Here is a 23654-nt window from a genome sequence, read left to right as displayed (position 1 = left end):
GCGACGTGCCGGCAGCTGCGGCGCCACCGCCGCAGCTCGTCTCAGCTGAGCGAACACACCACCTGCCACGTTGACCGACGGGACACTTGCCATGAGCCAGTCACACCTGACGGCGGTGGACAGCCGTAGAAAGAGCGCCAAGTCGGCTCGGCCAAGCCTGGCGGGGCTGCGGTCGTACCACCAGACGAAATAAGTAGCCGAATTGAGTGCGCCCGCACAACTGTGGAGAGCTGCTGCGTGACGCCAGAAGGTCTGCCTGCTGCCGGGCGGTGTGCGTGGGGGCGGAGAGGGGGCCTCAGCTCAGAAGCGTTTCCGTGAGGTCCATCAACCGCTCGGCGTCGCGGGGGTCGAGGGTCGGGAAACTGGGCGGGAGTCGCTTGCCCCGGTCGACGGCGGTCACCGGCGCGGCCGGCGGCGCATCCAGGAACTGGTGAATCGGCGCCACCGCGTCTGCGACAGGTCGGGCCGCCACTGCCGCCACCGCCAGCAGTCCTCGGACCACCAGCGGGAGTGCGCTTCGATCGCCGCTCTTGGTGAATCCGGGATGGTAGAGCACGTATCGGGCGCGGCTGCCGGACTGTTGGCCGAAGCCCACGCCGAGCAGGTCGTTGGCTCGACCGGCCTGCAGTTGTGCGGCGATGGCCGAGTAGCCCGACGTCAGTTGCGGGTCGGCCCAGTGCACCTTGCCTTTGGTGACCCCGACACCAGCGACGTTCACGATCACCGGCGCGGTAGCCCGGTCCAGGGCCGGACGCAGGCCGAAGCTGAGCAGATATCGACTGAGGTAGTAGAGCGCGAATGTGTGCTCCAAGCCCTCGACGGTCATGATGCGTCGCGGCGTCACAGCATTGGCGAACAGCGCCAGCGCGTCCACGACGTGGTTCTCGGTAAGGATGTGCTCGATGACCTGCCGCGTCTCGGCCATGCTGGACAGGTCGACGGGAAGGAAGGCGATCGAGCCACCGGCTAGGGCCTCGCCGCGTTCGCGGCTGCGGCCGAGTACCAGGACGCGGTCGCCGCGTTCGGCCCGCCCTAGGGCCAACGCACGTCCCATCCCGTTCGTGCCGCCACTGACTACCACGACGCCCATGTCGTTCCCCATTATCGTTGCTCATTGACGTGCTCATTTTGGGCAGCCGGTCGACGGAGGCGAAAGAAGGCACTTTCATGTCCACAAGTAACACCGGTGTGAGTGCCTCACTACACGACCATCGGCTGCCGACACCCGTTCCGGTCGGCGAGTACGAGCGCTGTCCAGTCACCGACGTGCTGCGGCGGGTGAGTGACAAGTGGACGCTGTTGCTGGTCACCCTGCTCGGCCGGCATCCGTACCGGTTCAACGAGTTGCATCGGGCCGTGGAGGGCATCAGCCCGCGCATGCTCACCCGGACCTTGCGCACGCTGGAGAGCGACGGTCTGGTCGAACGGGAAGTGTTTCCGACGTTGCCGCCGAGCGTCGAGTACCGGCTGACGCCGCTCGGCGTCAGCCTTCTAGAGCCGCTCTCCGCGCTGGCCGACTGGGCAGTCGACCACCACGCCGAGATCGCTGCGGCACGTCGGGGACCCATCTGAGACACCACGCGGTGCTCATCTGTCGCTGACATAGGCGCGGCGTTCGTGAGCGTGCTGCCCGATCGACCGATGCGGCTGCGGAGCCAGCACTGGTGTCGACAAAGCACTGGGCCAGCAGCGAACGATCGGTTGGCGTCGGCGGCCCGGTGCAAGCTCGGTTTGGGGGAGCAGGTTGGGAACAGCGGGGTGCCCGGAACGGCCTTGAACTGCGTCCAACGGCATCGAACGGTGCTCAACTGCACCCACTCCTACCTGCGGCTCTACGTTTCCGGTCGACGACCCTCTATGTCGCCTGCTGGGGGAAATGTGCGCAGGTCTAAGCAGTGTGGAGCCGATGGTTGGCCTGACCTTGCGACTGGGTGCAGATTGGGTGCAGGTTGGCGAAGAGGTCACCGCGCCCGAGGTGCTCACCGACGCCGGACAGAGACCAGGGGCCTTGACCTGCGGTGATGGAGATCGGGCGGTACGGCGTGACCTCCCAGTGGATGCCGAAGTGGTCAGAGCTCGCTGCTCCCAGCATTGCTCGTGTCCCCCGGTCGCGGGTCGCTGATCGTCACAGTGACGGCCTCCTGTACGTCGATGTCCGGTCACGCGCTCCCGCCGTGGCGGATCAGTTGTCGGTCCCGATAGCTGAGACACCGATCCCACTCGTGGCGCCGTGAGCAGCGCATCCTCTGTGGTGACCTCTTCGGCGGATCTGGTGGGCCACGGGCTCAAGGACTTCGTATGGTGGTGCACGAGTTGGCCAGGGGAAGGTGAGGCGACCTGCAGCCAGCCAATCGTGAACCCGGTCAACGTGCCGTCTGACCGGGGTGGGCAAGCAGATGAGTGGCCAGGCCCCCGCACTGCCATGGGATCGGCGACGGATCATGTGCTACGGTAACCGAGTTGCAGTTTTGATTTCCGTAGACGTTATCCGGCGCCTGATGGGGTATCTGAAACCCATCTAGGCGCTTTTCGTTTTTCGTGTCGTTTCGACGCGGGTGATCAACGCGGCGGCGTAAGGGTCCGCACAATGCGGTCTCTGACAGCCTGCGAGGAGCAGACATGACTACAGGTACCGTGAAGTGGTTCAACGCCGACAAGGGCTTCGGCTTCATCAGCCCGGACGACGGCGGCGCCGACGTCTTCGCCCACTTCTCCGCGATCTCGGCGAGCGGCTTCCGCAGCCTCGACGAGAACCAGAAGGTGGAGTTCGACGTCACCCAGGGCCAGAAGGGCCCGCAGGCGGAGAACATCCGCCCGCTCTGATCCACATTCTGTGAGCGGCGGCCCGACTGGTTCAGCGGGCCGCCGTTTGGCGTTTAGTTCGCATTGTCGCCCATGCGGGAAGCTGGGTAAGCCACTGCTCCGCCTGTTTAACGCTGTGCCTGCTGCCGATCAGCCATGCTCGGCAGTTCCTCGGTCGCACTCATGGTGGGGCAGAGGCCAAGGACTCAGCCTTCCAGGTAGGCGAGGACCGCCAGGATGCGGCGGTTGTCGTCCTCGGAGGGCTTGAGACCGAGCTTGGTGAAGATGTTGTTGCTGTGGTTGCTGACGGTTTTCTCGGTGACGAACATCCGGGCCGCGATCGCAGCGTTCGAGCGGCCCTCGGCCATCAGGGTGAGGACCTCATGCTCGCGTGGGCTCAGCTCCAGGAGCTTGGGGTCGGTGGAGCGGTGGGTGAGTAGCGCACTCACCACGTCGGGGTCCATAACGGTGCTGCCGGTAGCGACCTGCCGGACACTGGCGACGAATTGGTCGACGGCCGTAACCCGGTCCTTCAACAGGTAGCCCACCGCGCCCGCGCGATCCGACATCAGCTCCCTGGCGTAGATCTGCTCGACATACTGCGACAGCACCATGATGGGCAGCCCTGGGATCTGGCGGCGGGCCTCGATCGCGGAACGCAGCCCCTCGTCGGTGAAGGTGGGCGGCAACCGCACGTCGACGATGGCGACGTCGGGGCGGTGCGTCGTCAGCGACCGGATCAGCGCGGGGCCGTTGTCCACGGCTTCCACGACATCGAATGAATTGGCCCGCAGGATCCTGATCAGGCCCTCGCGGAGCAGGGCGAGGTCCTCGGCTATCACGATACGCACGGCAGGGACATCCTCACCTCGGTAGGTCCACCCGGCGGGCTGTCAACGGTCAGCGTGCCGTCTAAGGCCGCCAGGCGACGGACGATGCCACGCAGGCCCGTGCCGGAATCGATCGAAGCACCCCCACGGCCGTCGTCGGACACCAGCATCGTCAGTTCCCCGGCAGCCCCGTCCCGGTGGGGTGCGAACTCCACGGTGATCCGGATCTGTTGGGCCCGGGCGTGCTTGATGGCGTTCGACAAGGCCTCGGCGACGGCGAAGTAGGCCGCGGACTCGATCGGGGCCGGCAGCCGTCCGGGTAGGCGGGTCACCACCGTGGTCGGGATCGGATTGACCAGGGCCAAGGCCCTGAGTGCGCCGTCCAGGCCACGGTCGGCCAGTACCGGCGGATGGATACCTCGTACCAGCTCGCGCAGCTCGGTGAGGGCGCTGGAGGTCGACTCGCGGGCCTCGGCCAGCAACTGCTGGACGGCCTGCGGATCGTTGGGCAGCAACTGTTCGGCCAAGCCCAGGCTCATCCCCAGCGACACCAGCCGGGCCTGCGCGCCGTCGTGCAGGTCGCGTTCGATTCGGCGCAGTTCACCGGCCTGGGCGTCGACGGTCTCAGCTCGCGAGGTCGCCAACTGTTGGACGCGGGCCCGCAGGCGCGCCTGTTCGGTGGGGCCAAGCAGAGCGCGGATCACCCGAGCGTTGAGGTTCGCGAGGCGCACCGCGGTGACGTACCAGAGCAGAAGGAGAACCAGACCGAGCGGTACCAGCCCGAACGACTGCGCGACGCTGTGCAGCCGGAAGCCCTCTCCCAGCGGAGTGCGGAATACCTGAGAGGGCGTCAGCTGATAGATGAGCGGATAGATCAGGTATACGACTCCGAAGACGAAGAACAGCAGCGACAGTCCGCAGCTCAACCAGATGGTGATCGAGTTGACCACCAACCAGATCCAGTCCCGCCACGTCGCCGGGTCGCGCAGGATCGTCCAGAGCCGCACCGGCCACCCGGCGTCCGGCGTCGGCTGATAGGGCCGGGCGGGCACCGGTTCGCCGAGCCGGTCGGCGGCCCACTGGCGATGCAGGTCGGCAAACCAGCGCACCAGTACGGTCGCGAGCAGGGTCAGTGGGATTCCGGCGCCAAGCGCGGCGACCGATATCGAGGTGATCCAGAGTGTGGCCAGCACGGCACCCAGGACCGCGCCCGGCAGCAGCACCAGCGACCAGCCCAGCAGGCTCATCCGCTGGGCCGGCGCGGAGCGCGGAATCGGACCGCTGTGAGCGACGCGGCCCGGCCCGGAGCCCTCCCGCGAGGGCGAGGAGCCGCCGGACAGGGCGGTTCCGCTGTTATCGGTCATCTCGCTCCATCATTGCGCGTCGTGCCGAACCGCCGGGCTGGTGATTCATGTTGGCCGGCGATCCGCACTTCCCCACGCTTGGTGTCCCCCGCGTCGCGTGGGATCCAGCGACCATGGTGTCCGTCCGTGGTCCACGGAGGCTCGCATCGCCGATCGGCGGCTCGATCGATCGACACCCGCACACACGCTACCCATCGCGTAAGCAGTTCCGGCCCGCTCCCCGAATCTCGGCCACCACCTCGCCATCATCGGGATCCGGACCGTGTGGCTTGTCGCGCTCGCCTGCGGCGTTGCCCCGGTCATCGGCAGCTGCGCCACAACGAATTCGGAGTCGGCCGGACACTTCGTGCTCGCTCTATCGGTGACCGCAGGCGGTGAGGTCGTCTCCGCAACCTGGTTGACCGAGAACGCCGGGGCGGCGCCGGTCATCCAGGCTCGCCGGTCCTGTCAGCCGTCGGTCCGATGGCCTTTACCTGACGGTGGCGGTCATCTGTTCGATTTCCTTGAGCACCAGGGCGGGCTTGTCCTGGGGGACGTCGTGCGAGCTTCCCTCGGCGATGACGAGTGTGCGGTCGGGCCCCGCCTTGGTGAACGCCGCTGCCGCGTCGCGCCAGGCCTGAGCGTCCTGCGGAGATCCATCGAAGGGCGTCTTGTCCGACACGATATAGATGACGGGAACGCCGTCGGGCCAGGAGACCTTGTGGTACGCCTGGTGCGTGGGACCGAAGTTGTCGGCCGTGGCGATGAGCTGGCGGTTCGCCTTCGTCGACGGCGCCTTCTTGAGCTCCTCGATCTGCGGCGTGGTTAGCGCGACGAGGCGTTGGGTCTGGGTGTCGGTGAAGAATTGCGGCACGTTGGCATCGATGAGCACCGCCCCGGAGACAACGCCGGGGTTCGCGAGGACGAAGTAGTGGGCCACCTCTCCTGCCTGCGAGTGGCCCGCGAGGACCACGTTCTGGGTGACGCCGAGTTCACGCAGACCGGCCTGCAGGTCGGAGGCGGCGGCCTTGGGGTCCCAAGGGCCCTTCACCTCCTCGCTGGCGCCCAGACCGGCCCGGTCGTAGGTGATGATCTGTGATCCGGTGGCCTGCGACAGTTGCGGCACCAGGGCATCCCAGTACGAGGAGTCCTCGCCACCGCCAGCGTCCAGCACGATGGTGGGAGAACTTCCGGGCGTGACGTGGAAGGCAAGCTGATGCCCGTTGTTGACGATCATGTGCAAGCCCGCTGCGGGGGCCGCACTTGCCGGGCCGGCCGCGCTTGTCGAGGTCGAGGGAACCGCGGCTACCGAACTGGCCGCGGGCGCGGCCTTCGGCGCCGCCGAGTCATCACACCCGGCGACTGCCGCTATCACGGCGACGGGAAGGACGAGGGCCAGGGCGGCCCGATGGAACCGGGAGATCTTCTGCGCGGTCATGGAAATGAGCTTCCACGGTTTCCAGATCCTGCTCGATCCTGTTATCTCCCAGTCGGGTTGGGAGTTACCCCTACCCTCGCCAGGGGCAAATCAGAACCCGCCACAGGTGGGTGCTGGTGGACCAGATTCCTGCCTGACCACCGCCAGCCGGCCGCGAACGTCCCGGCCGTGCAGCCCGAGGTTCAGGTCGGATACGCCGTGGAGCAGCGGTGCCGGGTCTTCAGCACCGGAATACCAGCGCCACTCCTACGAATACCTGGCATCTGTGCACGGCATCACGCCGGACTCCAACCGGGCGGCGCGGCGACGTGGTACGACTGCTTCAGCGACAAGCCGACGAGGCGGGCGGGCCGGGTGACGAGGAATAGAGTGGCCAATCTGCTGCGCAGGCGTGAGAGTCCGCAGCGGCCGACCTTCCTGGAACTGTTCTTCGATCTCGTGTTCGTCTTCGCGCTCACCCGGATTGTGCACGAGTTGGTGTTGGACTACACCAGGGGTCACGTCGCGGAAAGGCTGACCACCTCCCTCGCGGAGAACGGTGAGACGCTGCTGCTGCTGTTGGCGGTCTGGTGGATCTGGACCCAGACGGCATGGGTGACCAGCAGATTTGATCCGTTCCAGCCGCCGATCCAGTTCGTTGTCGTTGCGACGATGTACGGGAGCCTGCTCCTGGCAGTGGCGATTTCGGGGGCTCTCGCCGAGACTGGCCTGCTTTTCGCGAGCACCTATGTCGCGATTCAGGTGGGCCGTACCCTCTTCTTCGTAGGCATCGTGCGGGGTCACAATCTACGCCGCATCAATATGCTGGCGCTCATCTGGTTCGGCGCGTCGGCCGTACCGTGGCTCGCCGGAGCCTTCGCACCCGAGGTGACGCGCAATTCGCTGTGGACGCTGGCTCTGGCGATCGACTACCTGGGGGCCAGACTCGGCTGGCCGGTACCAGGGCTGGGTCGCTCGCGGGGGTCCCCGTGGGCCGTCGCGGGCGAGCACTTGGCCGAACGCTACTGGCAGCTTGTCATCGTCGCGCTTGGTGAGACGATCCTGACCTCCGGGTCGAGTCTTCTGCGCGGTCCGATCGTGGCGCAACGAACGATGGCCCTCACCTTGTCGTTCCTCACCACGGTGTTGCTGTGGCGGATCTACTTCTACCGAGCAGGCCAGATCCTGGGTGAGGCCATCGCGGCATCCGCCGACCCCGGCCGGCTCGGTCGGTTGGCCGAGTTCGCACACCTGCTCATGGTGTCCGGCATCCTCGCCAGCTCAGCTGGCTCCGAACTCGTCCTCCTAGATCCATCCGGAGACGCGAAACCCGCCTGGGTCGGGGCCATCCTCGGCGGGCCCGCGCTCTACCTTGCCGGGCGCTCGGTATTCGAGTACGTGGCCTTCGCCCGAGTGTCCTGGCCGCGGCCGATCGGGATCCTCGTCCTCGCGGCCTTGGCGCCGATCATGGTCGGCCTGCCGCCGCTCGAGATCGCTGCCGCAGCAGTCGCGGTCCTGCTCGGCGTTGCCGTCTCTGACACGACCCGAGCCCACGGACGTCCACTGGAGGAGGCTTCGCCGCCGCGCTGACGCGTATCCGGCACCCACCAAACGGAGTAGTTTCGCCGGTGAAATTTCAGATTGTCCTGCCGTGGGCGGCACCGCTGGACGCGAGGCGGCCATGACCGAAGTAGGACGGGAAAGCGGCCTGCCGGACCGCGGTCCGGCAGGCCGGGGCGGTGGTCAGGACCAAGCGGACTCGGAAACCTCACGCCACTGCGCGTCGGAGTCGGCCAGGGCCTTCGCGGCAGCTTCGCTGTACTGGACGGCGTCCTTGCCGAGCAGGATGCGTACCGGTGCGTCGTCGTGCGCGGAGAGGTCGGCGATGATCTCGGCGATTCGGGCCGGGTCGGCGGAGTTGGCCGCCGCGCTCTCGGGATCGGCGTCGCGGATCATGTTGACCATCGCGCCGACGGTCTGCCGGTAGGGCTCGCTGATCGGCGGGATGGTCATCGAGGAGCCGGCCCAGTCGGTGCGCATGCCACCGGGTTCCAGGACAGTGACCTTGACGCCGAACGGCGCGACCTCCTGGGCGAGGACGGTGGAGAAGCCGCCGACCGCCCACTTGGCGCTCTGGTAGGCAGCCAGGCCGGGGGCGCCGGAGCCGAGCTACTGTGCGCCCAGATCCTCATGGCTGTCGGCGCGGTCTGGACCCATTCCCGCCCCTCCGCTGGCATGCTCGCCGCCTACGAAGCCGACCCCGAACTCGCCGGACACCGCATGGCTTTCACCCCCACCCTCCGAAAGATGATCGACACGCTGGTCGCCGGGGCGCTTGCGCTCGCGTCAACCGATGACTTCGAAAGCTGACGCGGTTGCCCTGACTATTTGCTTCGTCCCTGGTCCACTCGTCACGATGTTGCCCCTCCGTTCCACGTCTCGCTGCCACGGTCAGTGGCCGACGGCGCCTGAGTGCCTCCGTGGCGGCGCTGGAAGGGCAGCCCGGTCGACCTTGCCGTGCGGACTGGTCGGGATCTCCGCGAGCGCCACGATCCGCGACGGCACCATGTGCTCGGGGAGCCGCTCGGCGAGGTACGCGCGCAGGGCCGGCTCGTCGACGTCCGGCGGGGCGCCGGCCTCGAGAACCACGTACGCCACCAGAGACCGGGCCTCCCGCAGCACGACGACGGTGTGGCGGACCACGGGATGTCGGCGCAGCGTCGACTCGATCTCGCCCAGCTCCACGCGCTGCCCCCGGATCTTCACCTGGGTGTCGAGCCGCCCGAGATAGTCCAGGTGGCCATCGGGTGACCAGCGCACCAGGTCACCGGTGCGGTAGACCCGCTCCCGGTGGCCCGCCACCCGGGTCTCGACGAACCGCTCGGCGGTGAGGTCGGGCCGGCCAGCGTACCCCCGGGCCAGGCAGCCTCCGCCGAGCAGTAGTTCGCCGTCGACACCGGGGGGAACGAGCGCGCCCTGCTCGTCCACCACATAGACGGTGACGTTGCGCAGGGGGCGGCCGATCGGGACCGTGTCGCCTGGCTCGGGACGCCGGCACTCCCAGGCGGTCACGTCGATCGTCGCCTCCGCCGGGCCGTACATGTTGTAGACGGCGGCGCGGGGGAGCGTCGCGGTCAGGATGTTCACCAGCTTCGGCGGCAGTGCCTCGCCACCGACGAGAATCACCCGCAGTGACTCGCACCGCCGGACGTCCGGCTCGGTCACGAACAACGCGAGCATGGACGGCACGAAGTGCACCATGGTCACGCCGTAGCCCACGATCAGATCCACCAGGGCCTGCGGGTCGCGATGCGCCTGCGGCGGCGCGACAACCAGGCTGCCGCCCGCCATGAAGGCCAGGAGCAGTTCCCAGATCGACACGTCGAAGGTGTAGGGCGTCTTCTGCAACAGCACGTCCTCGGGGCCGACCCGGTGCTCGTCGAGCATCCCGGCCAACCGATTGACGAGGCTGGCATGGGTCAGCTCCACGCCCTTGGGCGCACCCGTCGACCCCGAGGTGAAGATGACGCAGGACAGCCCGTCGACCACCTCGGGTCCGGCCCGGTACCGCCGCCACTCGACCGGGGCAGCCGCGCGGACCCGGGCGGCGCCGACCGGCTCGGCGGTCAGTGTGCGGACCAGCGTCGGATGCCCCTCCGGCAGGGGTGACTCGTCGACGTCGACCAGGAGCAGGGCGGCCCGGGCCGACTCCAGCATCGTGCGAAGCCGGTGCGGGGGGTGCCGCGGGTCGACGGGCAGGTAGGCCGCTCCCGACAACAGGACCCCCAGCACCGCGATCACCAACTGTGCGCTGCGCTCGGCGCGCAGCGCGACCACGGCCCCGGGCCCGATGCCGTCGGCCGAGAGCCCGCCGGCGACCAGCGCCGCCGCGTCCAGCAACTCCCGATAGGTCAGCACCGCGTCGCCATGACGTACGGCGACCGCGTCGGGCGTCCGCTCCGCCTGGCGGCAGATGACCTCGTGCACCGGCGCCTGGTCACTCATCGCGGGTGACCTGAGCCGCGATCGCTGCCGGGGTCGGCGCATCAGCCAGCTCGGCGATCTCCAACGAGACCCCGAACCTGCGCCGCACCTGGGCGATCATCCGGATGAACAGCAGCGACTCCCCGCCGAGCCGGAAGAAGTCGGAGCCGGCCTCGACGGTGGCCACCCCGAGCAGGGACCGCCAGATGTCGATGACCTGCTGGAGCACGGTGTCGTCTCCTCCGACGGTGGCCTCCGGGTCCGGCTCCACCTTCGGCGTCGGCTCCGCCTCTGCCGGAGTCGCCAACCAGTGTCGTGTCCCGGCGAAGGGATAGCTGGGCAGGGGCACCCGGACAGCGCCGGAGCCGTTGCGAACCGCCGGCCAGTCCACCTCCACCCCGGCCGCCCACAGTCCGCCCACCCCGCTGAGCAGGTCACCTCGTCGAGGTTGCAGCGCCACCATGGGGGCCTGTCGGGCCTGCGGTATCTGCTTGGCGCTGCCGATCAGGCCCGTGCCGGGCCCCACCTCCACGAGGACCACGCGCGACCGGCTCATCGCGGACTCCACCGCGGCCTGGAACCGGACCGGGCTGCGCAGCTGGTCCGCCCAGTAACCGGCTGGACGGCGTCCGCCCCTGCGCAGCGACTGGCCGCTGACACTGCTGATCACGTCGAGCGACGCCGGGCGGTGCGCGATGGTCGCGGCCACCGCGCCGAGCCGGGCGGCGGCCTCGGCCATCATCCACGAGTGGAAGGCGCGCTGCGCCGGCAGCACCCGATGCGGGAGACCGACGGCGTCCAGCCGCTCCCGCAGCAGGCCCACCGACTCGGTCGACCCGGACACCACGATCACCTCGGGGGCGTTCACCGAGGCGATCTCCAGGCCCGCGAGGTCGGCCAGGTGGCCGCGCACCACGGACTCCGCGGCGAGCACCACGACCATGCCACCCTCGGGGGCCTGCTGCATCAGTGCCCCACGTTCCACCACCAGTCGCAGCGTGTCGGGAAGGCTGAGTTCGTCGGCGAGGCAGGCCGCGGCGAACTCCCCGACCGAGTGGCCGATCAGGGCCGCGGGCCGGACCCCCCAGGACAGCAGCAGCCGGCCGAGGGCGTACTCGTGCAGCACCAGGGCCGGCTGGGTGAGGTCGGTCCGGTGGACGAGGCCCTGCGGATCGGCGCCGATCAGCAGCTCCCGCAGGTCAACGCCGATCAGGTCCCGCAACAGGTCGCAGCCCTGGTCGATGTCGGCCGCGAACGACGGGTACCGCCGGTAGGGCCACTCGGCCATTCCCGGTGCCTCCGCACCCTGCCCGGGGAACAGGAACACCACGTTGGGCTGGCGCAGCGCCACGCGGCCGGGCGCGGACGCGAGGGCTCTCGCCGCACTCGCCGTGTCGTTCGTCGTCACGGCGAGGCGGTGCGTGAAGTGCCGGCGGTGCTCCTGCACGGTCAGCGCGACGTCGGGCAGCGACAGGTCCGGCCGGTCGCGCAGGTGCGCGGCGAGGCGGTCGGCGGCGGCCCGCAACGCCTCTTCGGTACGCGCGGAGACCACCACGACGTCCCGCCCGGTCGCCGGGACCACCCTCTCCGGCGGCGGGGCCTCGGACAGGACCACGTGGGCGTTGGTGCCACCGAGCCCGAACGAGCTGACCGAGGCCCGGCGCGGCTGCCCGGACGGCACATTCCAGTCCCGGGCGACACTGTCCACGGTGAACGCCGTCGAGGAGTCGAGCAGTTCTGGCCGCGGCTGCTTCAGGCCGGCCAGCGGTGGGATCTGTCGGGTGCGCAACGCGGACACCGCCTTGATCAGACCGGCGATGCCGGCCGCGGCCGACAGGTGCCCGATGTTGGCCTTGACGGAGCCGAGCGAGCACGGGGCCCCGCCGCCGACGAACACCTCGCGAAGCGCGGCCAGCTCGATGGCGTCACCCACCTCGGTCGCCGTCCCGTGCGCCTCCAGGTAGCCGACCGTCGCGGGGTCGACGCCGGCCGACGCGTACGCGCGGGCGAGCACGTCGATCTGGCCGGCGACGCCCGGTGCGGTGTACCCGACCTTCTGCGAGCCGTCGTTGTTGACTGCTGAACCCGAGATCAGCGCAAGGATCAGGTCCCCGTCGCGGCGGGCGTCGTCGGCGCGCTTCAGCGCGACCATCCCGACCCCGCTGCCCGGCACCGTCCCGTTGGCGCTGGTGTCGAACGGCCGACAGGTCCCGTCCGACGACATGATGCCCTTGGGCTCGTAGAGGTAGCCGGCCACCTGGGGAAACGCGACGTAGGCCCCTCCCGCCAGCGCCACGTCCGAGTCTCCGGCCCGCAGGCTCTGACAGGCCAGGTGTACGGCGACCAGCGAGGTCGAGCACGCCGTCTGGACCGTGATCGCCGGGCCGCCCAGCCCGAGCCGGTAGGCGATCCTCGTCGCGAGGTGGTCCTTCTCGTTGCCCAGCACCACGGCGAGCAGGCCGTGCTCACGGAGGATGTCCGGGGTGGCCAGCACCTGCTGCTGGAGGTAGTAGTTGAAACCGGCTCCGGCGAACACGCCGACCCGGCCGAGCGGTCTGTTCGTGATCAAGCCACCGGACTCGAGGGTCTCCCACGCGGTCTGGAGCAGCAGCCGCTGCTGTGGGTCCATGATGTCCGCCTCCCGGGGTGGAATCCCGAAGAAGGCTGAGTCGAAGAGGTCGGCCTCCGCGAGCACACCGCGGACGGGAACATAGGCCGGGTCGTCCAACTGACCGGCCGGCACGCCGGCCGCGATCAGCTCACCGCGGGACAACTGGCTGACGGTGACCCGCCCGGCGACGAGATTCGACCAGTACTCGTCGAGGTCCGCCGCCCCGGGGAACCGGCCGGCCATCCCGACAACCGCGATCTCCGTGCTCATCTCGACATCACCGCCACGGTCGTCGTCCGTAGGTGCGTGGCCAGGGCCTGCACCGTGGGAAACCGGTACAGGTCGGTCAGTGAGATCGGCTGTCCGCCCAGGTGCTCCTGCAACCGTCTCCGGACCAGGGCGACGGCCAGCGAGTCACCCCCGACGTCGAAGAACCCCTCGTCGGGAGCGAAATCGTCAGTCCCGAGCACCTCGACCCAGGTCTCGGAGATCAACCTCTCCAGGTCGACCGGGGCCGGCTCGGCGGCGGGCGGCTCACTCCGGCCGGCTGGCGGCGCGGCGAGTGAGCCCAACGTGCGCAGGTCGACCTTGCCGTTGCGGTCCAGGGGAAACTCGTTCACGGTGAACCACCGCTGTGGGCGTTCGTACGCCGCGAGCCCTGGCTCCACCGCCGCCCGAACCTCCGCCAGCACACCGTCCTCGGCCTTGACCGCGGCACACAGCCGACCCCCGGTCAGGAACACCACCGCGTCCAGCACCCCGGCCCGCTCCTTGATCCGGCGTTCGAGGTCGACCAGCTCGACGCGATGCCCGGCGATCTTCACCTGCCGGTCGGCGCGACCGAGGAACCGCAGTCGACCGTCCGCACCCCAGCGGACCAGGTCACCGGTGCGGTACTCCCGCTCGCCGGCGCGCTCCGTGAACGACAGGGCGGTCCGCTCCGGATCGCCCACGTACCCGTCGGCCAGTCCCCAACCGGCGCTACGCAGCTCACCGATGGCCCCCGGTGGAACGGGTCGATCATCGTCGTCCACGATCCACACGTCGGTACCCCGTACCGGGGTGCCGATCGGGATCGGGTCCGGAACGTCGTACGCGCCGTCCATGTGGAAGGTGGCGGTGAAGGTCGTGTTCTCGGTGGGGCCGTACCCGTTGGTGACGCGCAACCCGTGGCAGCGCTGGAGGACACGCCGTACGTGCGCCGGCGACACGACGCTGCCACCGGTGAAGACCTGACGGAGCCCGCTGAACGCCTCCGGTCGGTGGTCGGCGACGAGGTGGAACAGGCCCGCGGTCAACCAGGCGTGGGTCGTACCCGAGGAACGCAGGAACTCGGCCAGACCGTTCGGGGTCGGCTCACCCGGCGGATGCACGACGACTGTCGTCCCGTTCGCCAGCGGCACCAGCAGTTCCAGTGTCGACGCGTCGAAGGCCAAGGGGGCGAGGCGCAGCATTCGCAGCCCGACCCGATCGGCGAACAGGTCCTCGTCGTCGGCCAACCGCAGCACCGCCCGGTGCGGCACGACGACGCCCTTGGGGACACCGGTGGTGCCCGATGTGAAGGAGATGTACGCGGCCGCGGCGGGATCGGGGCTGCGCCGCGCCGGCTCGACGCCGAGGTCGTGACGCTCGCGGTCCAACTCGACGAGCGGGCACCGCCGGACACCCGCGAAGGTGAGGTCGCCCACGTCCCCTCCGATGCGCGCGGCCGGCGCCACCGCCTCGGCGATCCGGGTCCGCCAACTCGCGGGGGAGGCGGGGTCCACGGCGACGTAGGTCGCCGGCACGCTCAGGATCGCCAGGACCGCGACCGCCTCCGCCGCCGAGCGGGGGATTTCGAGGATGACCCGGTCGCCCACCCCGACACCGCAACCTCGCAACAACTCGGCCTGGGCCAGGGCGTGAGCCTGCAACTCGCGGTAGGTCAACGTCGTCCCGGCCGCGGCGTCGACCACCGCGACCGCGTCCGGTTGGTGGTCGACCTGGCGCTCGAACCGGCTCCAGAGGTCGTCGGCGGTGTCGAACTCCGCGCCGTGCCCGAGGTCACGCAGCCGCCGCCGCTGGCCGCCGGAAAGTCCGGCGACCTGGCCGAGATCGGTTTCCGGATGACCCGCCAACTCCTCCAGCACGGCCTGGAACGAGTCGGCCAGCTCGCCGATGTCCGCGGCGGTCTGCGCCGAGGTCGCGTACTCGATGGCCAGCCTCGGCCGTGCCGACCACGACTGTACGAACAGCAGCGCATCGAAGACCGACCCGTGGCAGTGCCCCTCCTGGACCTGCCACGACCCGCTCGCCGAGGCGAACTGGTCGGGCACCAGTTCGTGGTGTGCGGCGAAACCGACCTGCGCCACTGGGTTGCGGCTCCCGTCCACCGTCTCGGCGAGAGCCGTCACCACCCGCGCGAACGGGAGATCCGCGTCCGCGACCGCGTCGGCGAGCGCACCGGCGGTGGTGCGGACGTACTCGCCGGCTCGGAGGTCGTCCTCGATCCGGCAGCGCACCGGGATGATCCGGGTGCACAACCCGATGACGTCCTCCATCCCGGTCTCGAACCGGCCCGAGGCCGCCACGCCGAGCACGACGTCGGCCGACCCGAGCCGGCGGGCGACGGTGAGCGCCCAGGCCGACAGCAGCACCGAGGTCACAGTGGTCCGGCTGTGCCGCGCGAGCAGGTCCACCCCCTCGGCCAGGTGGGTCGGCAGCCCGAACACCACGCGTGCGCCGCGCCCGTCGGCCTCGTCGGCCCGGCGCAGGTCGGTCGGCAACGTCGCCACCAGTGGGGCACCGTCGAGTCGGTCCGCCACGCGGGCCAGCGCCGCGTCGAGCACACCCGAGGAGTCCCGCGCGGCGAGCCGGTGCCCGATCCACTCCGGTGACGGGCCCTCGGCGGCGAGACCGCCAGGCCCGTCCTCGCAGAGCCGCGCGAACTCCCGCCACAGCACGCCGATACTCCAGCCGTCCACCAGCGCGTGGTGCACCAGCACCGTGACCAGGCTCTCCTCGCCGACGCAGGTGCGGACGAACACCACGGGTGGCTGCTCGAAGGGGCGCAGCAACTCCGCGGCGCGGTGGCCGTACACCTCGTGGATGGCCGGTACCGCGTCCACGCCGGCGGGCAGGGACTGGTGCAGCAACCGCGGTGGGTGCGACGGGGGAAGCACCATTCGGCGTACCGTCTGCTGGTCCTCGCTGAACATGGTGCGCAGCGATTCGTGCCGGGCGGTGAGCGCCTGCAACGCGGCCCTCGTCTGGCCAAGACCCAGTGCGGCCGGCGGCCGCACCGTGAACATCAGGTGGTACGACTGGTCGCGGCCGGCGAGATGCGCCGCGAGCATCGCCTTCTGGCCGGGCAACAGCTCGCGGAGCAGCGGGCCCGCGGTGACGTCGACGGGCTCCAGTGCGGTGGGTACGAATTCCGGCGCGTCGGACAGGGCGTCCGCCAGGGGTGCCGCCGCGAGCAGCCGCGCGACGTCGACGTCCAGGGCCAGCTCCCGCTGACCGTACGCGGACAGCGCGATCGCCTGGAGGGACGTGCCTCCCAGCGCGGTGAACGAGTCCTGTGCCGAGCGCGCCCCGACCTCCTCGGCCGCGATACCGAGCACCTCGGCGATCAGCGGCATCCAGTCGACGAGCCGGTTGACGGGTCCGGTCACCGCTGCACACCCGCGGCAGCCTCGTCCGCCCGCTCCGGCGGGACCCGGTCCGCGAGGGCCAGCAGGTCACCGTAGCGGGGGTTGTCCAGCACGTGCTTGAGCTCGACGGCGAGGTTGAGATCCTGGCGGATCAGCGTGCTCAGCCGCAGGGCGCTGAGCGAGTGGCCGCCGAGATCGAAGAAGTCGTCGTCCTCGTGGACGGTCTCCACGCCGAGCACCTCCATCCAGAGCTGCTCGAACTCGGCGACCCGTGACTCGCCCTGGTGATTGGTCATCACAGATGCCTCTCTTTCGCTGTGGCGGGAATGTCGAGGTAGTGGCGGGTGGGGGCGAACGGGTAGCCCGGCACGGGGACCCGGCTGCGGCCGAGATCCAGCTCCTCGGCCCAGGGGCCGCCGATGCCCATCTCCCAGAGCAGACCGACGGTGCCGAGCATCTTGTCGAGTCCGTTGGACATCGGTGGTGGCTCGACATCCGGATGCGCAAGCACCTGGGTGCCGATCTCGAGCCAGGCGGCGGGATCCGGGCCGGTCGTCGGTGGCGCGAACTCTCGGTCGTGCGGCTCGTCGAACCTCGCCACCCAGTAGTCGATGTCGGTGGCCTGCTCGGCGGTGATCGGCGTCCCGTCTCGGGTGTAGAGGGGAGTCCCGGGAGCGGCCAGCGTGGCACCGGTCCGGGGCCGCCGTACCGCGAGGTCGATCCCGTCGCCGAAGGACAGCACGCCCGCCGCGCAGGCCGACGCGACGGCGCCGACACCCTGGCCAACCATCGCCGCCGCGCGGACCCCTCGGCGCTGCAGGGTGTCGACCCAGGCCAGCGCCAGGGCGAACCGGCCGGCTCGCTCCCGGGTTTCGAGATCGGGCTCGCTGTCGCGGGAACGCAGCTCGGCGTAGCCGCGGTCGACGATCGTGCGGAAGTGCGGATCGACGTTGTAGGTGTGCGGGCTCCCCGGCAGCCGCCCTCCACCGCTGAAGAAGAACGCGACCCCGCGCTCGGCGGCCTGCGCGCTCGCCCGGCGTACGGGCCGCAGTGGCTTCAGGTCCTCGTCCGGCGTCCGGATGATGAACCCTCGCCACGGGAACTCGACCCGGCCGGTGCGTAGGGTGAAGGCGACGTCGGCGAGGTCCTCCGGCTTCGTCCCGGCGACGAAGTCGTTCACACGGGTCAGGCTCTCGGTGGCCGCCTGTTCGGTCTTGGCCGAGACGAGGATCAGCTCGCTCACCGGTCGGCGTCGTCGGTCGGTGCGCACCTTCGGTGGAGCTTCCTCCAGGACGACGTGTGTGTTCGTGCCGCCGATCCCGAACGAGCTCACCCCGGCGCGACGCACCCCGTCGATGGTTGGCCACTCGGTCGCGGTTGTCGGCACGTAGAGCACCGACTTCTCCAGCTCCAGGGCGGGGTTCGCCTCGGTGAACCGCGCGACGGGCGGAATGGTCCGGTGCTTCAGGGCCAGCACGGTCTTGATCACGCCGACCACGCCGGCCGCTGTGTCGAGGTGACCCATGATCGACTTCAGGGCGCCCAACGCGCACCGCGGGTTGTCGCCCCGGTCGGTGCCGAACACCGCCCGCAGGGCGGAGACCTCGATCGGATCCCCCAGGATGGTGCCGGTACCGTGTGCCTCGATCAGCCCGATGGTGTCCGGGTCGACCCCGGCGACCGCGAGCGCGGACCTGATGGCCGTCGCCTGCCCCTCCGGGCCCGGCGCGGTGAAACCGGCTTTGCGGGCTCCGTCGTTGACGGCCGCGGTCCCGGCGATCACCGCGTGGATGGTGTCGTTGTCCCGCACCGCGTCCTCGAGACGTTTCAGCACGAGGATGCCCGCCCCGTCGGCGTCCACCGTCCCCTGGGCCGCGTTGTCGAAGGTCCGGCACCGGCCGTCCGGCGAGAAGATGCCGCCCGGCTCGTACAGGTGCCCGCGCCTGGTCGGCGGCGCGACCGTGGCCGCCCCGGCCAGTGCGATGTCGGCCTCGTAGGTCAACAGGCTCTGCACCGCGAGGTGCACCGCGACGAGCGAGGTGGAGCACGCCGTCTGCACCGTGAATGCCGTGCCCTGGAGGTTCAACTTGTACGCGATGCGGGTCGCGGCGAAGTCCTTGTCACTGGAGATGAGGATCTGCAGACCTCCGGCGGACTTGACCGCGCGGGCGTTCGGCCACAGGACGTCGAGCAGGTACACGTTCAACCCCGTACCGACGTGCACGGCTATCCGGTTGCCGTCCGGCGCGATCGGGGCGTACCCGGCGTGCTCCAGCGCGCCCCACGCGCATTCGAGTAGCACCCGCTGTTGCGGGTCCATGAGGACCGAGTCCTGCGGCGAGTAGCTGAACAGGCGCCCGTCGAAGCGGTCGTAGTCGTCCAGGACCGAGCGGGCCGGGACGAAGTCCGGGTGGTCGATCACCTCCTCCGGAACGCCCCAGCTGAGCAACTGGTCACGCTCGAAGAAGGTCATCGCCTCGATGCCGTTCTCGATGTTGTGCCAGAAGCGGTCCAGGTCCCGCCCCGCGCCCGGAAGCCTGATCCCCATTCCGATGATGGCGATCCGGTCCTGCCCCTGTTCGTCAGGCATGTTCTCCCCCTCTGCTGATTCGCCGACGTCGGGTGAACTCGTCCCGCGCCCGCCTGCGTTGCGCGACCCGGTCGTCGGTGAGCGGGGCCTCCGCTCGTCGGAAGTACGCGGCACAGTCCGCCACCGTGCCGAAGCGGAAGAGATCGGTCACGGAGATCTCCAGCCCGATCTCGGCCATGCGTTGCTGGACGGTGATCAGGGCGAAGCTGTGCCCGCCCACGTCGAAGAAGTTGTCGGTCGGTTCGATGTCGGGCCGGCCCAACACGTCGGCCCAGATGCGGCGGATCCGCGCCGAGAGTGAGTCCCGGACAGCGGTGTCGACCGGCCGTGGAGCGGGCGCGGTCAACCTGCTCTCGGCGACCAGCCGGCGGGTGTCGACCTTCCCGTTGGCGTTCAGCGGGATCTCCGGAACAACATGGATGCGGGACGGCACCATGTAGCCGGGCAGCTCGTCCCGGACCGCGGCCCGCAGTTCCCGCTCGGTCCCCACTCCGGGGCCGCAGCGCAGGAACACGACCAGCTCGTCGGCCTCCGCCACGGCAACACACGCCAGGACAGCGGTCTGTCGAAGGAACGCCGCCTCGATCTCCGCGAGCTCGACCCGGTAGCCGCGAACCTTCACCTGCGCGTCCTCCCGGCCCAGGTAGATCAACTTTCCGTCCGGGCCCCATCTGACGATGTCGCCCGTCCGGTAGAGAACGCCGGGGGCGTACGGGTCCGGACCGAAACGTGCCGAGGTCAGCTCGGGTGCGCCGACGTACCCCGCCGCGACCAGCTCGCCGCCGACGTAGAGCTCGCCCGGCACGTTCACGCCGGTGGGTTGCCGCTGCTCGTCGAGCACGTAACAGCGGGCGGAGGGCAGCGGCACCCCGATGTCGCCCTCCCGTACGCCGTGCAGCTCGGCGGCCGGCACCGCAACGATCGTGACGTGGATGGTCCCCTCGGTGATCCCGTACATGTTGACGAACACCGCGGGCAGCCGCTTCGGGTCGACCAGCGTGGCCACCCGGGACCAGCTCAGCGCCTCCCCGGCCAGCACCACGTACCGCACGGAGGACCGCTCACGGTCGAGCGAGTCGAAGAGTGGCGGCAGCACCCGGTACAGGGCACCGGGAGTCAGGCTCAGGACCGTCACCTCCTCGGCGTGGACCAGCCGTGCGAGGCGCTGCGGGTCGACCAGGTCGGCCTGGTCGGCGATGATGAGCCGGCCGCCCGAGCTGAGGGCCCCCCACATCTCCCACACCGAGACGTCGAAGGAGAAGGAATGGGCGCCCAGCCACCGGTCGGTCTCGTCGACGTCCAGGCCGGCGGGGCTCGGATCGCACAGGGCGTTGAGGCCCCGGTGCCGGACCATCACGCCTTTCGGCACCCCGGTCGAGCCGGAGGTGTAGATGAGGTAGGCGAGGTCGTCCGGGTCGGGGAACGTCGTCGGGACCGTGGCGTCGCCATTGGCCGTGTGCGCGTCGAGCAGGGCGATGCCGTGCGGTGCGGCCAACTGCCGTGCCAGGTCGATGGTGTCGGGCTCCACGAGCATCGTGCTCGGCCGTGCGCTGTCCACGATCAGGTCCAGGCGGTGCCGCGGATATTCGGGGTCGAGCGGCACGTAGACCCCGCCGAGCTTCCACACCCCGAGGATCGAGGCCAGCACGGCCGGGGAGCGCCCCAACAACAGCCCGACCCGGCTGCCGCCAGCCACACCGAGATCGGCCAGCCCGGCGGCGATCCGACTCGACCACTGGTCGAGCTGTCGGTAGGTGAGCTGGCGTCCTCGATGGCGGACCGCCACCGCGTCCGGCGACCGGGTGGCGTGCGCGACGAACGACCGTAGGACGGACGGATGGTCGACCGGCTCCTCCGGGATCGGAGGATTCCACCCCGTGGTGAGCAGGGTGCGCTCCTCGTGGTCGACCATGCTCGGCTCGCCGTCCGCCTCGGCCACGACGGATTCGAGCAGCGCGTGGTAGTGCTCCAGCATGCCCTCGACCGTCGTCTTCTCGAAGAGTTCGGTGCTGAACTCCGCCCGCAGGAACGGCGATCGCGTCGAGACGTCGAGGGTCATCGCGACGTCGAACTTCGCGGCGTCGATCTCGACGTCCACCTCGTGCACCTTCAACCCGCCGAAGTCCGGAACGGTGAAGGTGAAGTTCTGGACCGTGAGCATGGTTTGGAACAGCGGGGCGTGACTGAGCTGCCGCTGCTCGCCCAGGGCCTGCACGATCTGCTCGAACGGCACGTCCTGATGACCGAGCGCGGTCAGCGCGGTCCGCCATGTCCTGCTGACCAGATCGGTGAACGTCGGCTGCCCGGAGAGGTCGACGCGAACCGGCAGCGTGTTGACCAGGCAGCCGACCAGGCTCTCCTCGGCCTCGTCCAGCCGGTTGGCCGCCGGGACCCCGATCACCACCTCGGGTTGCCGCGCGTGCCGCGACAACACCCAGGCGTACCCGGCGAGCGCGACCGCGAACAGGGTCACCCCCCGGGCCTTCGCCCACTCGGTGAGCCGGTGAATCAGTTCGGGGTCCACCGGCCGGCGCAGCACCGAGCCCTGGAAGCTCAACACGGTCGGCCGAGGGTGATCGGTGTGTAGGGACAACTGCGGCGCGCCGGTCAGCAACTGACGCCAGTGGTCGAGTCGCCTCGTGTTCTTCGACCACATGACCCGCTGCGCCTCGGCGTAGTCCACATAGGACGGACCGGGCGCGCCGCTGGCCCCCGTGTTGTACGTGTCGGCGAGATCGTTCAGCAGCAGGCCGACCGCCCAGCCGTCACAGGCGATGTGATGCACCAGCACCACCAGCGCGTGCTGATCGGCGTCCCAGGACGTGATCCAGGCCCGCAGCACCGGGCCGGAGCCCAGGTTGAACGGCCGGCGCGCCTCGTCGGCCACCAGCTCCCGCAATTGGCGGTCCTGGACGCTCTGCTCGACCGGCGCGCTGTCGCGGATCGTGATCTCCGGCTCGGCCGCGTCCGAAACCTGTTGCGTCAACTCGCCGTCGATCACCGCGAAGGAGGTGCGCAGGGCGTCGTGCTTGCCGACCACCCGACGCAACGCCTGAGCCAGCGCCTCCCGATCGAGAGAGCCCTCCATCCGCAGGGCGAACGCCACGACGTACGCGGGGTTGCCCGGCTGGAGTTCGTTGAGGAAGTAGAAGCGCTCCTGGGTGAAGGAGGCCCTGCCGGTTCGAGTCATGCCGCCCCCCGTACTTCCGCGACGTCTTCGGGTTGGGTGGGTGCCGTGAGGGCCTCGGCGCTGCGCCGAGCGGCCGGGACGATCAGCCAGGCCGCGGCGAGCATCACCGCGGCGATCACCGCCCAGCCCCAGAACCCCAGCGAGATGACCAGGCCGGACAGGAACACCGGCCCGACGACGTTCTGCGATGCCACATGCAGGTCGAAGGCACCGAGGTACTCGCCCTCCGCATGCTTGGGAGCCAGCCCGAAGGCCATTCCCCACGCCGAGGCCGCCTGCAGCACCTCGGCTATCGACACGACCAACACCGTCACGACGATCGCCACCACGGCCAGGGCCGCGTTGTCCACGAAGGCGGTGACGGACACCGCCGCGCAGCCGGCCGCGATCCACAGCCCCGCACGCCGGCCCGTCAGCGCAGCGCCGGACACCGTCTCCGCGCCCCTGCTCGCGCGGACCTGGAACAGGATCACGAACGCCGTGTTGATCACCAACATCAGCGGGACGAGGAAGGGTGGGACCGAGGTCCGATTGAGCGTCCACAGGGGCAGCACCACCATGAGGACCGTGATGTGCGAGGCGAGGACCGCCGACAACCCCACCACGGCGAGGAACCGCAGGTCCCGCACCGCGCCGAAGGGGCGTGGCCGGGTGGCCGCCTTCCGGGGAGCGCCGACCGGCAACCGGGTCACCAGTGCCGCGGCGAGACCCAGCAGCACGGCCGCTCCCACCGGGATCAGCACCAGCAGGCGCTCGCTGAGTGCGGCGACCGCGGCGATCCCGATGCCCACACTGAAACCGATGTTGAAGACCGTCCGCATCATGGCGTTCAGGCGGACCCGCTCCCCGTCGGGGATGAGCGTCGCCACCATCGCATTCTCGGTCGGGCCTATCCCGTAGTCGAGGAACGCGATGAGCATCACCAGTACGTAGAACTCGACCGCGCTCTCCACGACGGAATACAAGCCGAAACCGACGGCGACCGCCGCGAACAGCGCGAACAACAACGTCCGCTTCCGCATCCGGTCCGCGATGATTCCGAACAACACCGAGGAGACCAGTCCGGCGAAACCCGCCGCGGACAGGCCAATCCCCACCTCAGCGGCCGACAGCCCGACGTGCAGGGTGAAGTAGACGACGCTGCCGCTGAGGAACACCCCTTTTCCCATTGCCCCGGCGAGTCGGATCGCCAGTAGCCTCCGGCGCAGGGAGTCAGCAGGGATCAACCGCGTGAGAAAGCCCGACACGCTGGATC

At 69.7% G+C, this 23654-nt stretch carries 16 protein-coding genes; 4 read left to right on the top strand and 12 right to left on the bottom strand.

Going from position 1 to position 23654, the window contains the following annotated elements; translation table 11 throughout:
• Positions 1 to 295: 295 nt before the first annotated feature.
• Positions 296 to 1090 carry an SDR family NAD(P)-dependent oxidoreductase gene (locus tag AB0B14_RS11445; RefSeq protein ID WP_357522362.1) on the bottom strand — a complete coding sequence of 265 codons (795 nt, stop codon included), beginning with the start codon at positions 1088 to 1090 and terminating at the stop codon, positions 296 to 298.
• 77 nt (positions 1091 to 1167) lie between these two features.
• Here AB0B14_RS11445 and AB0B14_RS11440 point away from each other — a divergent pair, with 77 nt between their 5' ends.
• Together AB0B14_RS11440 and AB0B14_RS11435 are read left to right on the top strand one after the other, a co-directional pair.
• The gene (locus AB0B14_RS11440) at positions 1168 to 1572 is read left to right on the top strand and encodes a helix-turn-helix domain-containing protein (RefSeq protein WP_357064987.1); all 405 of its coding nucleotides are present in this window, start codon (positions 1168 to 1170) and stop codon (positions 1570 to 1572) included.
• Between the two features lie 1047 nt (positions 1573 to 2619).
• Positions 2620 to 2823 carry a cold-shock protein gene (locus AB0B14_RS11435; RefSeq protein WP_043326981.1) on the top strand — a complete coding sequence of 68 codons (204 nt, stop codon included), beginning with the start codon at positions 2620 to 2622 and terminating at the stop codon, positions 2821 to 2823.
• A gap of 185 nt (positions 2824 to 3008) precedes the next feature.
• Here AB0B14_RS11435 and AB0B14_RS11430 read toward each other — a convergent pair whose 3' ends face one another.
• From AB0B14_RS11430 to AB0B14_RS11420, 3 genes are all read right to left on the bottom strand, one after another.
• Positions 3009 to 3653: a response regulator transcription factor gene (locus AB0B14_RS11430; RefSeq protein ID WP_357522361.1), complete on the bottom strand. Its 645-nt coding sequence runs from the start codon at positions 3651 to 3653 to the stop codon at positions 3009 to 3011.
• Entirely contained in the window at positions 3641 to 4996 is a 1356-nt protein-coding gene (locus AB0B14_RS11425; protein ID WP_357522360.1) for a sensor histidine kinase, read from the bottom strand. Before AB0B14_RS11425 ends, AB0B14_RS11430 begins: the two co-directional genes overlap by 13 nt.
• 469 nt (positions 4997 to 5465) lie before the next feature.
• Complete coding sequence (locus AB0B14_RS11420; RefSeq protein ID WP_357522359.1) at positions 5466 to 6413, bottom strand: alpha/beta hydrolase; 948 nt, start codon at positions 6411 to 6413, stop codon at positions 5466 to 5468.
• Positions 6414 to 6782: 369 nt separating this feature from the next.
• Between AB0B14_RS11420 and AB0B14_RS11415 the strand changes: the two genes are divergently transcribed.
• Positions 6783 to 7982, top strand: a complete 1200-nt coding sequence (locus tag AB0B14_RS11415) for a low temperature requirement protein A (RefSeq protein WP_357064993.1) — start codon at positions 6783 to 6785, stop codon at positions 7980 to 7982.
• 153 nt (positions 7983 to 8135) lie between these two features.
• Here the strand turns inward: AB0B14_RS11415 and AB0B14_RS11410 are convergent, their stop codons facing one another.
• Complete coding sequence (locus AB0B14_RS11410; protein WP_357522420.1) at positions 8136 to 8540, bottom strand: SDR family NAD(P)-dependent oxidoreductase; 405 nt, start codon at positions 8538 to 8540, stop codon at positions 8136 to 8138.
• On the opposite strand from AB0B14_RS11410, the gene AB0B14_RS11405 reads away from it, so the two are divergent.
• Entirely contained in the window at positions 8481 to 8762 is a 282-nt protein-coding gene (locus AB0B14_RS11405; protein WP_357522419.1) for a hypothetical protein, read from the top strand. The two genes, AB0B14_RS11410 and AB0B14_RS11405, sit on opposite strands and share 60 nt — an antisense overlap.
• 81 nt (positions 8763 to 8843) lie before the next feature.
• Here the strand turns inward: AB0B14_RS11405 and AB0B14_RS11400 are convergent, their stop codons facing one another.
• From AB0B14_RS11400 to AB0B14_RS11370, 7 genes are read right to left on the bottom strand one after another with little or no spacing between them, the layout of a single operon-like run.
• Positions 8844 to 10397 (bottom strand): amino acid adenylation domain-containing protein, encoded by a 1554-nt coding sequence (locus tag AB0B14_RS11400; protein WP_357522358.1) that lies wholly within the window; start codon positions 10395 to 10397, stop codon positions 8844 to 8846.
• Entirely contained in the window at positions 10390 to 13257 is a 2868-nt protein-coding gene (locus AB0B14_RS11395; RefSeq protein ID WP_357522357.1) for a beta-ketoacyl synthase N-terminal-like domain-containing protein, read from the bottom strand. The genes AB0B14_RS11400 and AB0B14_RS11395 overlap by 8 nt, the downstream gene beginning before the upstream one ends.
• Positions 13254 to 16640, bottom strand: coding sequence for an amino acid adenylation domain-containing protein (locus AB0B14_RS11390; RefSeq protein WP_357522356.1), 3387 nt, complete (start codon positions 16638 to 16640; stop codon positions 13254 to 13256). The genes AB0B14_RS11395 and AB0B14_RS11390 overlap by 4 nt, the downstream gene beginning before the upstream one ends.
• Positions 16637 to 16915 carry a phosphopantetheine-binding protein gene (locus tag AB0B14_RS11385; RefSeq protein ID WP_357064999.1) on the bottom strand — a complete coding sequence of 93 codons (279 nt, stop codon included), beginning with the start codon at positions 16913 to 16915 and terminating at the stop codon, positions 16637 to 16639. Before AB0B14_RS11385 ends, AB0B14_RS11390 begins: the two co-directional genes overlap by 4 nt.
• Positions 16915 to 19209: a type I polyketide synthase gene (locus AB0B14_RS11380; RefSeq protein ID WP_357522355.1), complete on the bottom strand. Its 2295-nt coding sequence runs from the start codon at positions 19207 to 19209 to the stop codon at positions 16915 to 16917. The genes AB0B14_RS11385 and AB0B14_RS11380 overlap by 1 nt, the downstream gene beginning before the upstream one ends.
• Positions 19202 to 22399, bottom strand: a complete 3198-nt coding sequence (locus AB0B14_RS11375) for an amino acid adenylation domain-containing protein (RefSeq protein WP_357522354.1) — start codon at positions 22397 to 22399, stop codon at positions 19202 to 19204. The genes AB0B14_RS11380 and AB0B14_RS11375 overlap by 8 nt, the downstream gene beginning before the upstream one ends.
• Positions 22396 to 23568, bottom strand: a complete 1173-nt coding sequence (locus tag AB0B14_RS11370) for an MFS transporter (protein WP_357522353.1) — start codon at positions 23566 to 23568, stop codon at positions 22396 to 22398. Before AB0B14_RS11370 ends, AB0B14_RS11375 begins: the two co-directional genes overlap by 4 nt.
• Between the last annotated feature and the right edge of the window lie 86 nt (positions 23569 to 23654).

It is taken from the genome of Micromonospora sp. NPDC049171, assembly GCF_040648275.1.
Taxonomy (GTDB): domain Bacteria; phylum Actinomycetota; class Actinomycetes; order Mycobacteriales; family Micromonosporaceae; genus Micromonospora.
Note: the sequence above shows the minus strand (reverse complement) of the source record. Positions and strands in the feature narration are given on the sequence as shown.

Bases quoted from the DNA above. Each gene is read 5' to 3' on its own strand.
- AB0B14_RS11445 (WP_357522362.1), bottom strand. From the start codon at position 1,090: ATGGGCGTCGTGGTAGTCAGTGGCGGCACGAACGGGATGGGACGTGCG.
- AB0B14_RS11440 (WP_357064987.1), top strand. From the start codon at position 1,168: ATGTCCACAAGTAACACCGGTGTGAGTGCCTCACTACACGACCATCGG.
- AB0B14_RS11385 (WP_357064999.1), bottom strand. From the start codon at position 16,915: ATGACCAATCACCAGGGCGAGTCACGGGTCGCCGAGTTCGAGCAGCTC.
- AB0B14_RS11395 (WP_357522357.1), bottom strand. From the start codon at position 13,257: ATGAGCACGGAGATCGCGGTTGTCGGGATGGCCGGCCGGTTCCCCGGG.
- AB0B14_RS11425 (WP_357522360.1), bottom strand. From the start codon at position 4,996: ATGACCGATAACAGCGGAACCGCCCTGTCCGGCGGCTCCTCGCCCTCG.
- AB0B14_RS11370 (WP_357522353.1), bottom strand. From the start codon at position 23,568: ATGGGAAAAGGGGTGTTCCTCAGCGGCAGCGTCGTCTACTTCACCCTG.
- AB0B14_RS11380 (WP_357522355.1), bottom strand. From the start codon at position 19,209: ATGCCTGACGAACAGGGGCAGGACCGGATCGCCATCATCGGAATGGGG.
- AB0B14_RS11375 (WP_357522354.1), bottom strand. From the start codon at position 22,399: ATGACTCGAACCGGCAGGGCCTCCTTCACCCAGGAGCGCTTCTACTTC.
- AB0B14_RS11435 (WP_043326981.1), top strand. From the start codon at position 2,620: ATGACTACAGGTACCGTGAAGTGGTTCAACGCCGACAAGGGCTTCGGC.
- AB0B14_RS11420 (WP_357522359.1), bottom strand. From the start codon at position 6,413: ATGACCGCGCAGAAGATCTCCCGGTTCCATCGGGCCGCCCTGGCCCTC.
- AB0B14_RS11400 (WP_357522358.1), bottom strand. From the start codon at position 10,397: ATGAGTGACCAGGCGCCGGTGCACGAGGTCATCTGCCGCCAGGCGGAG.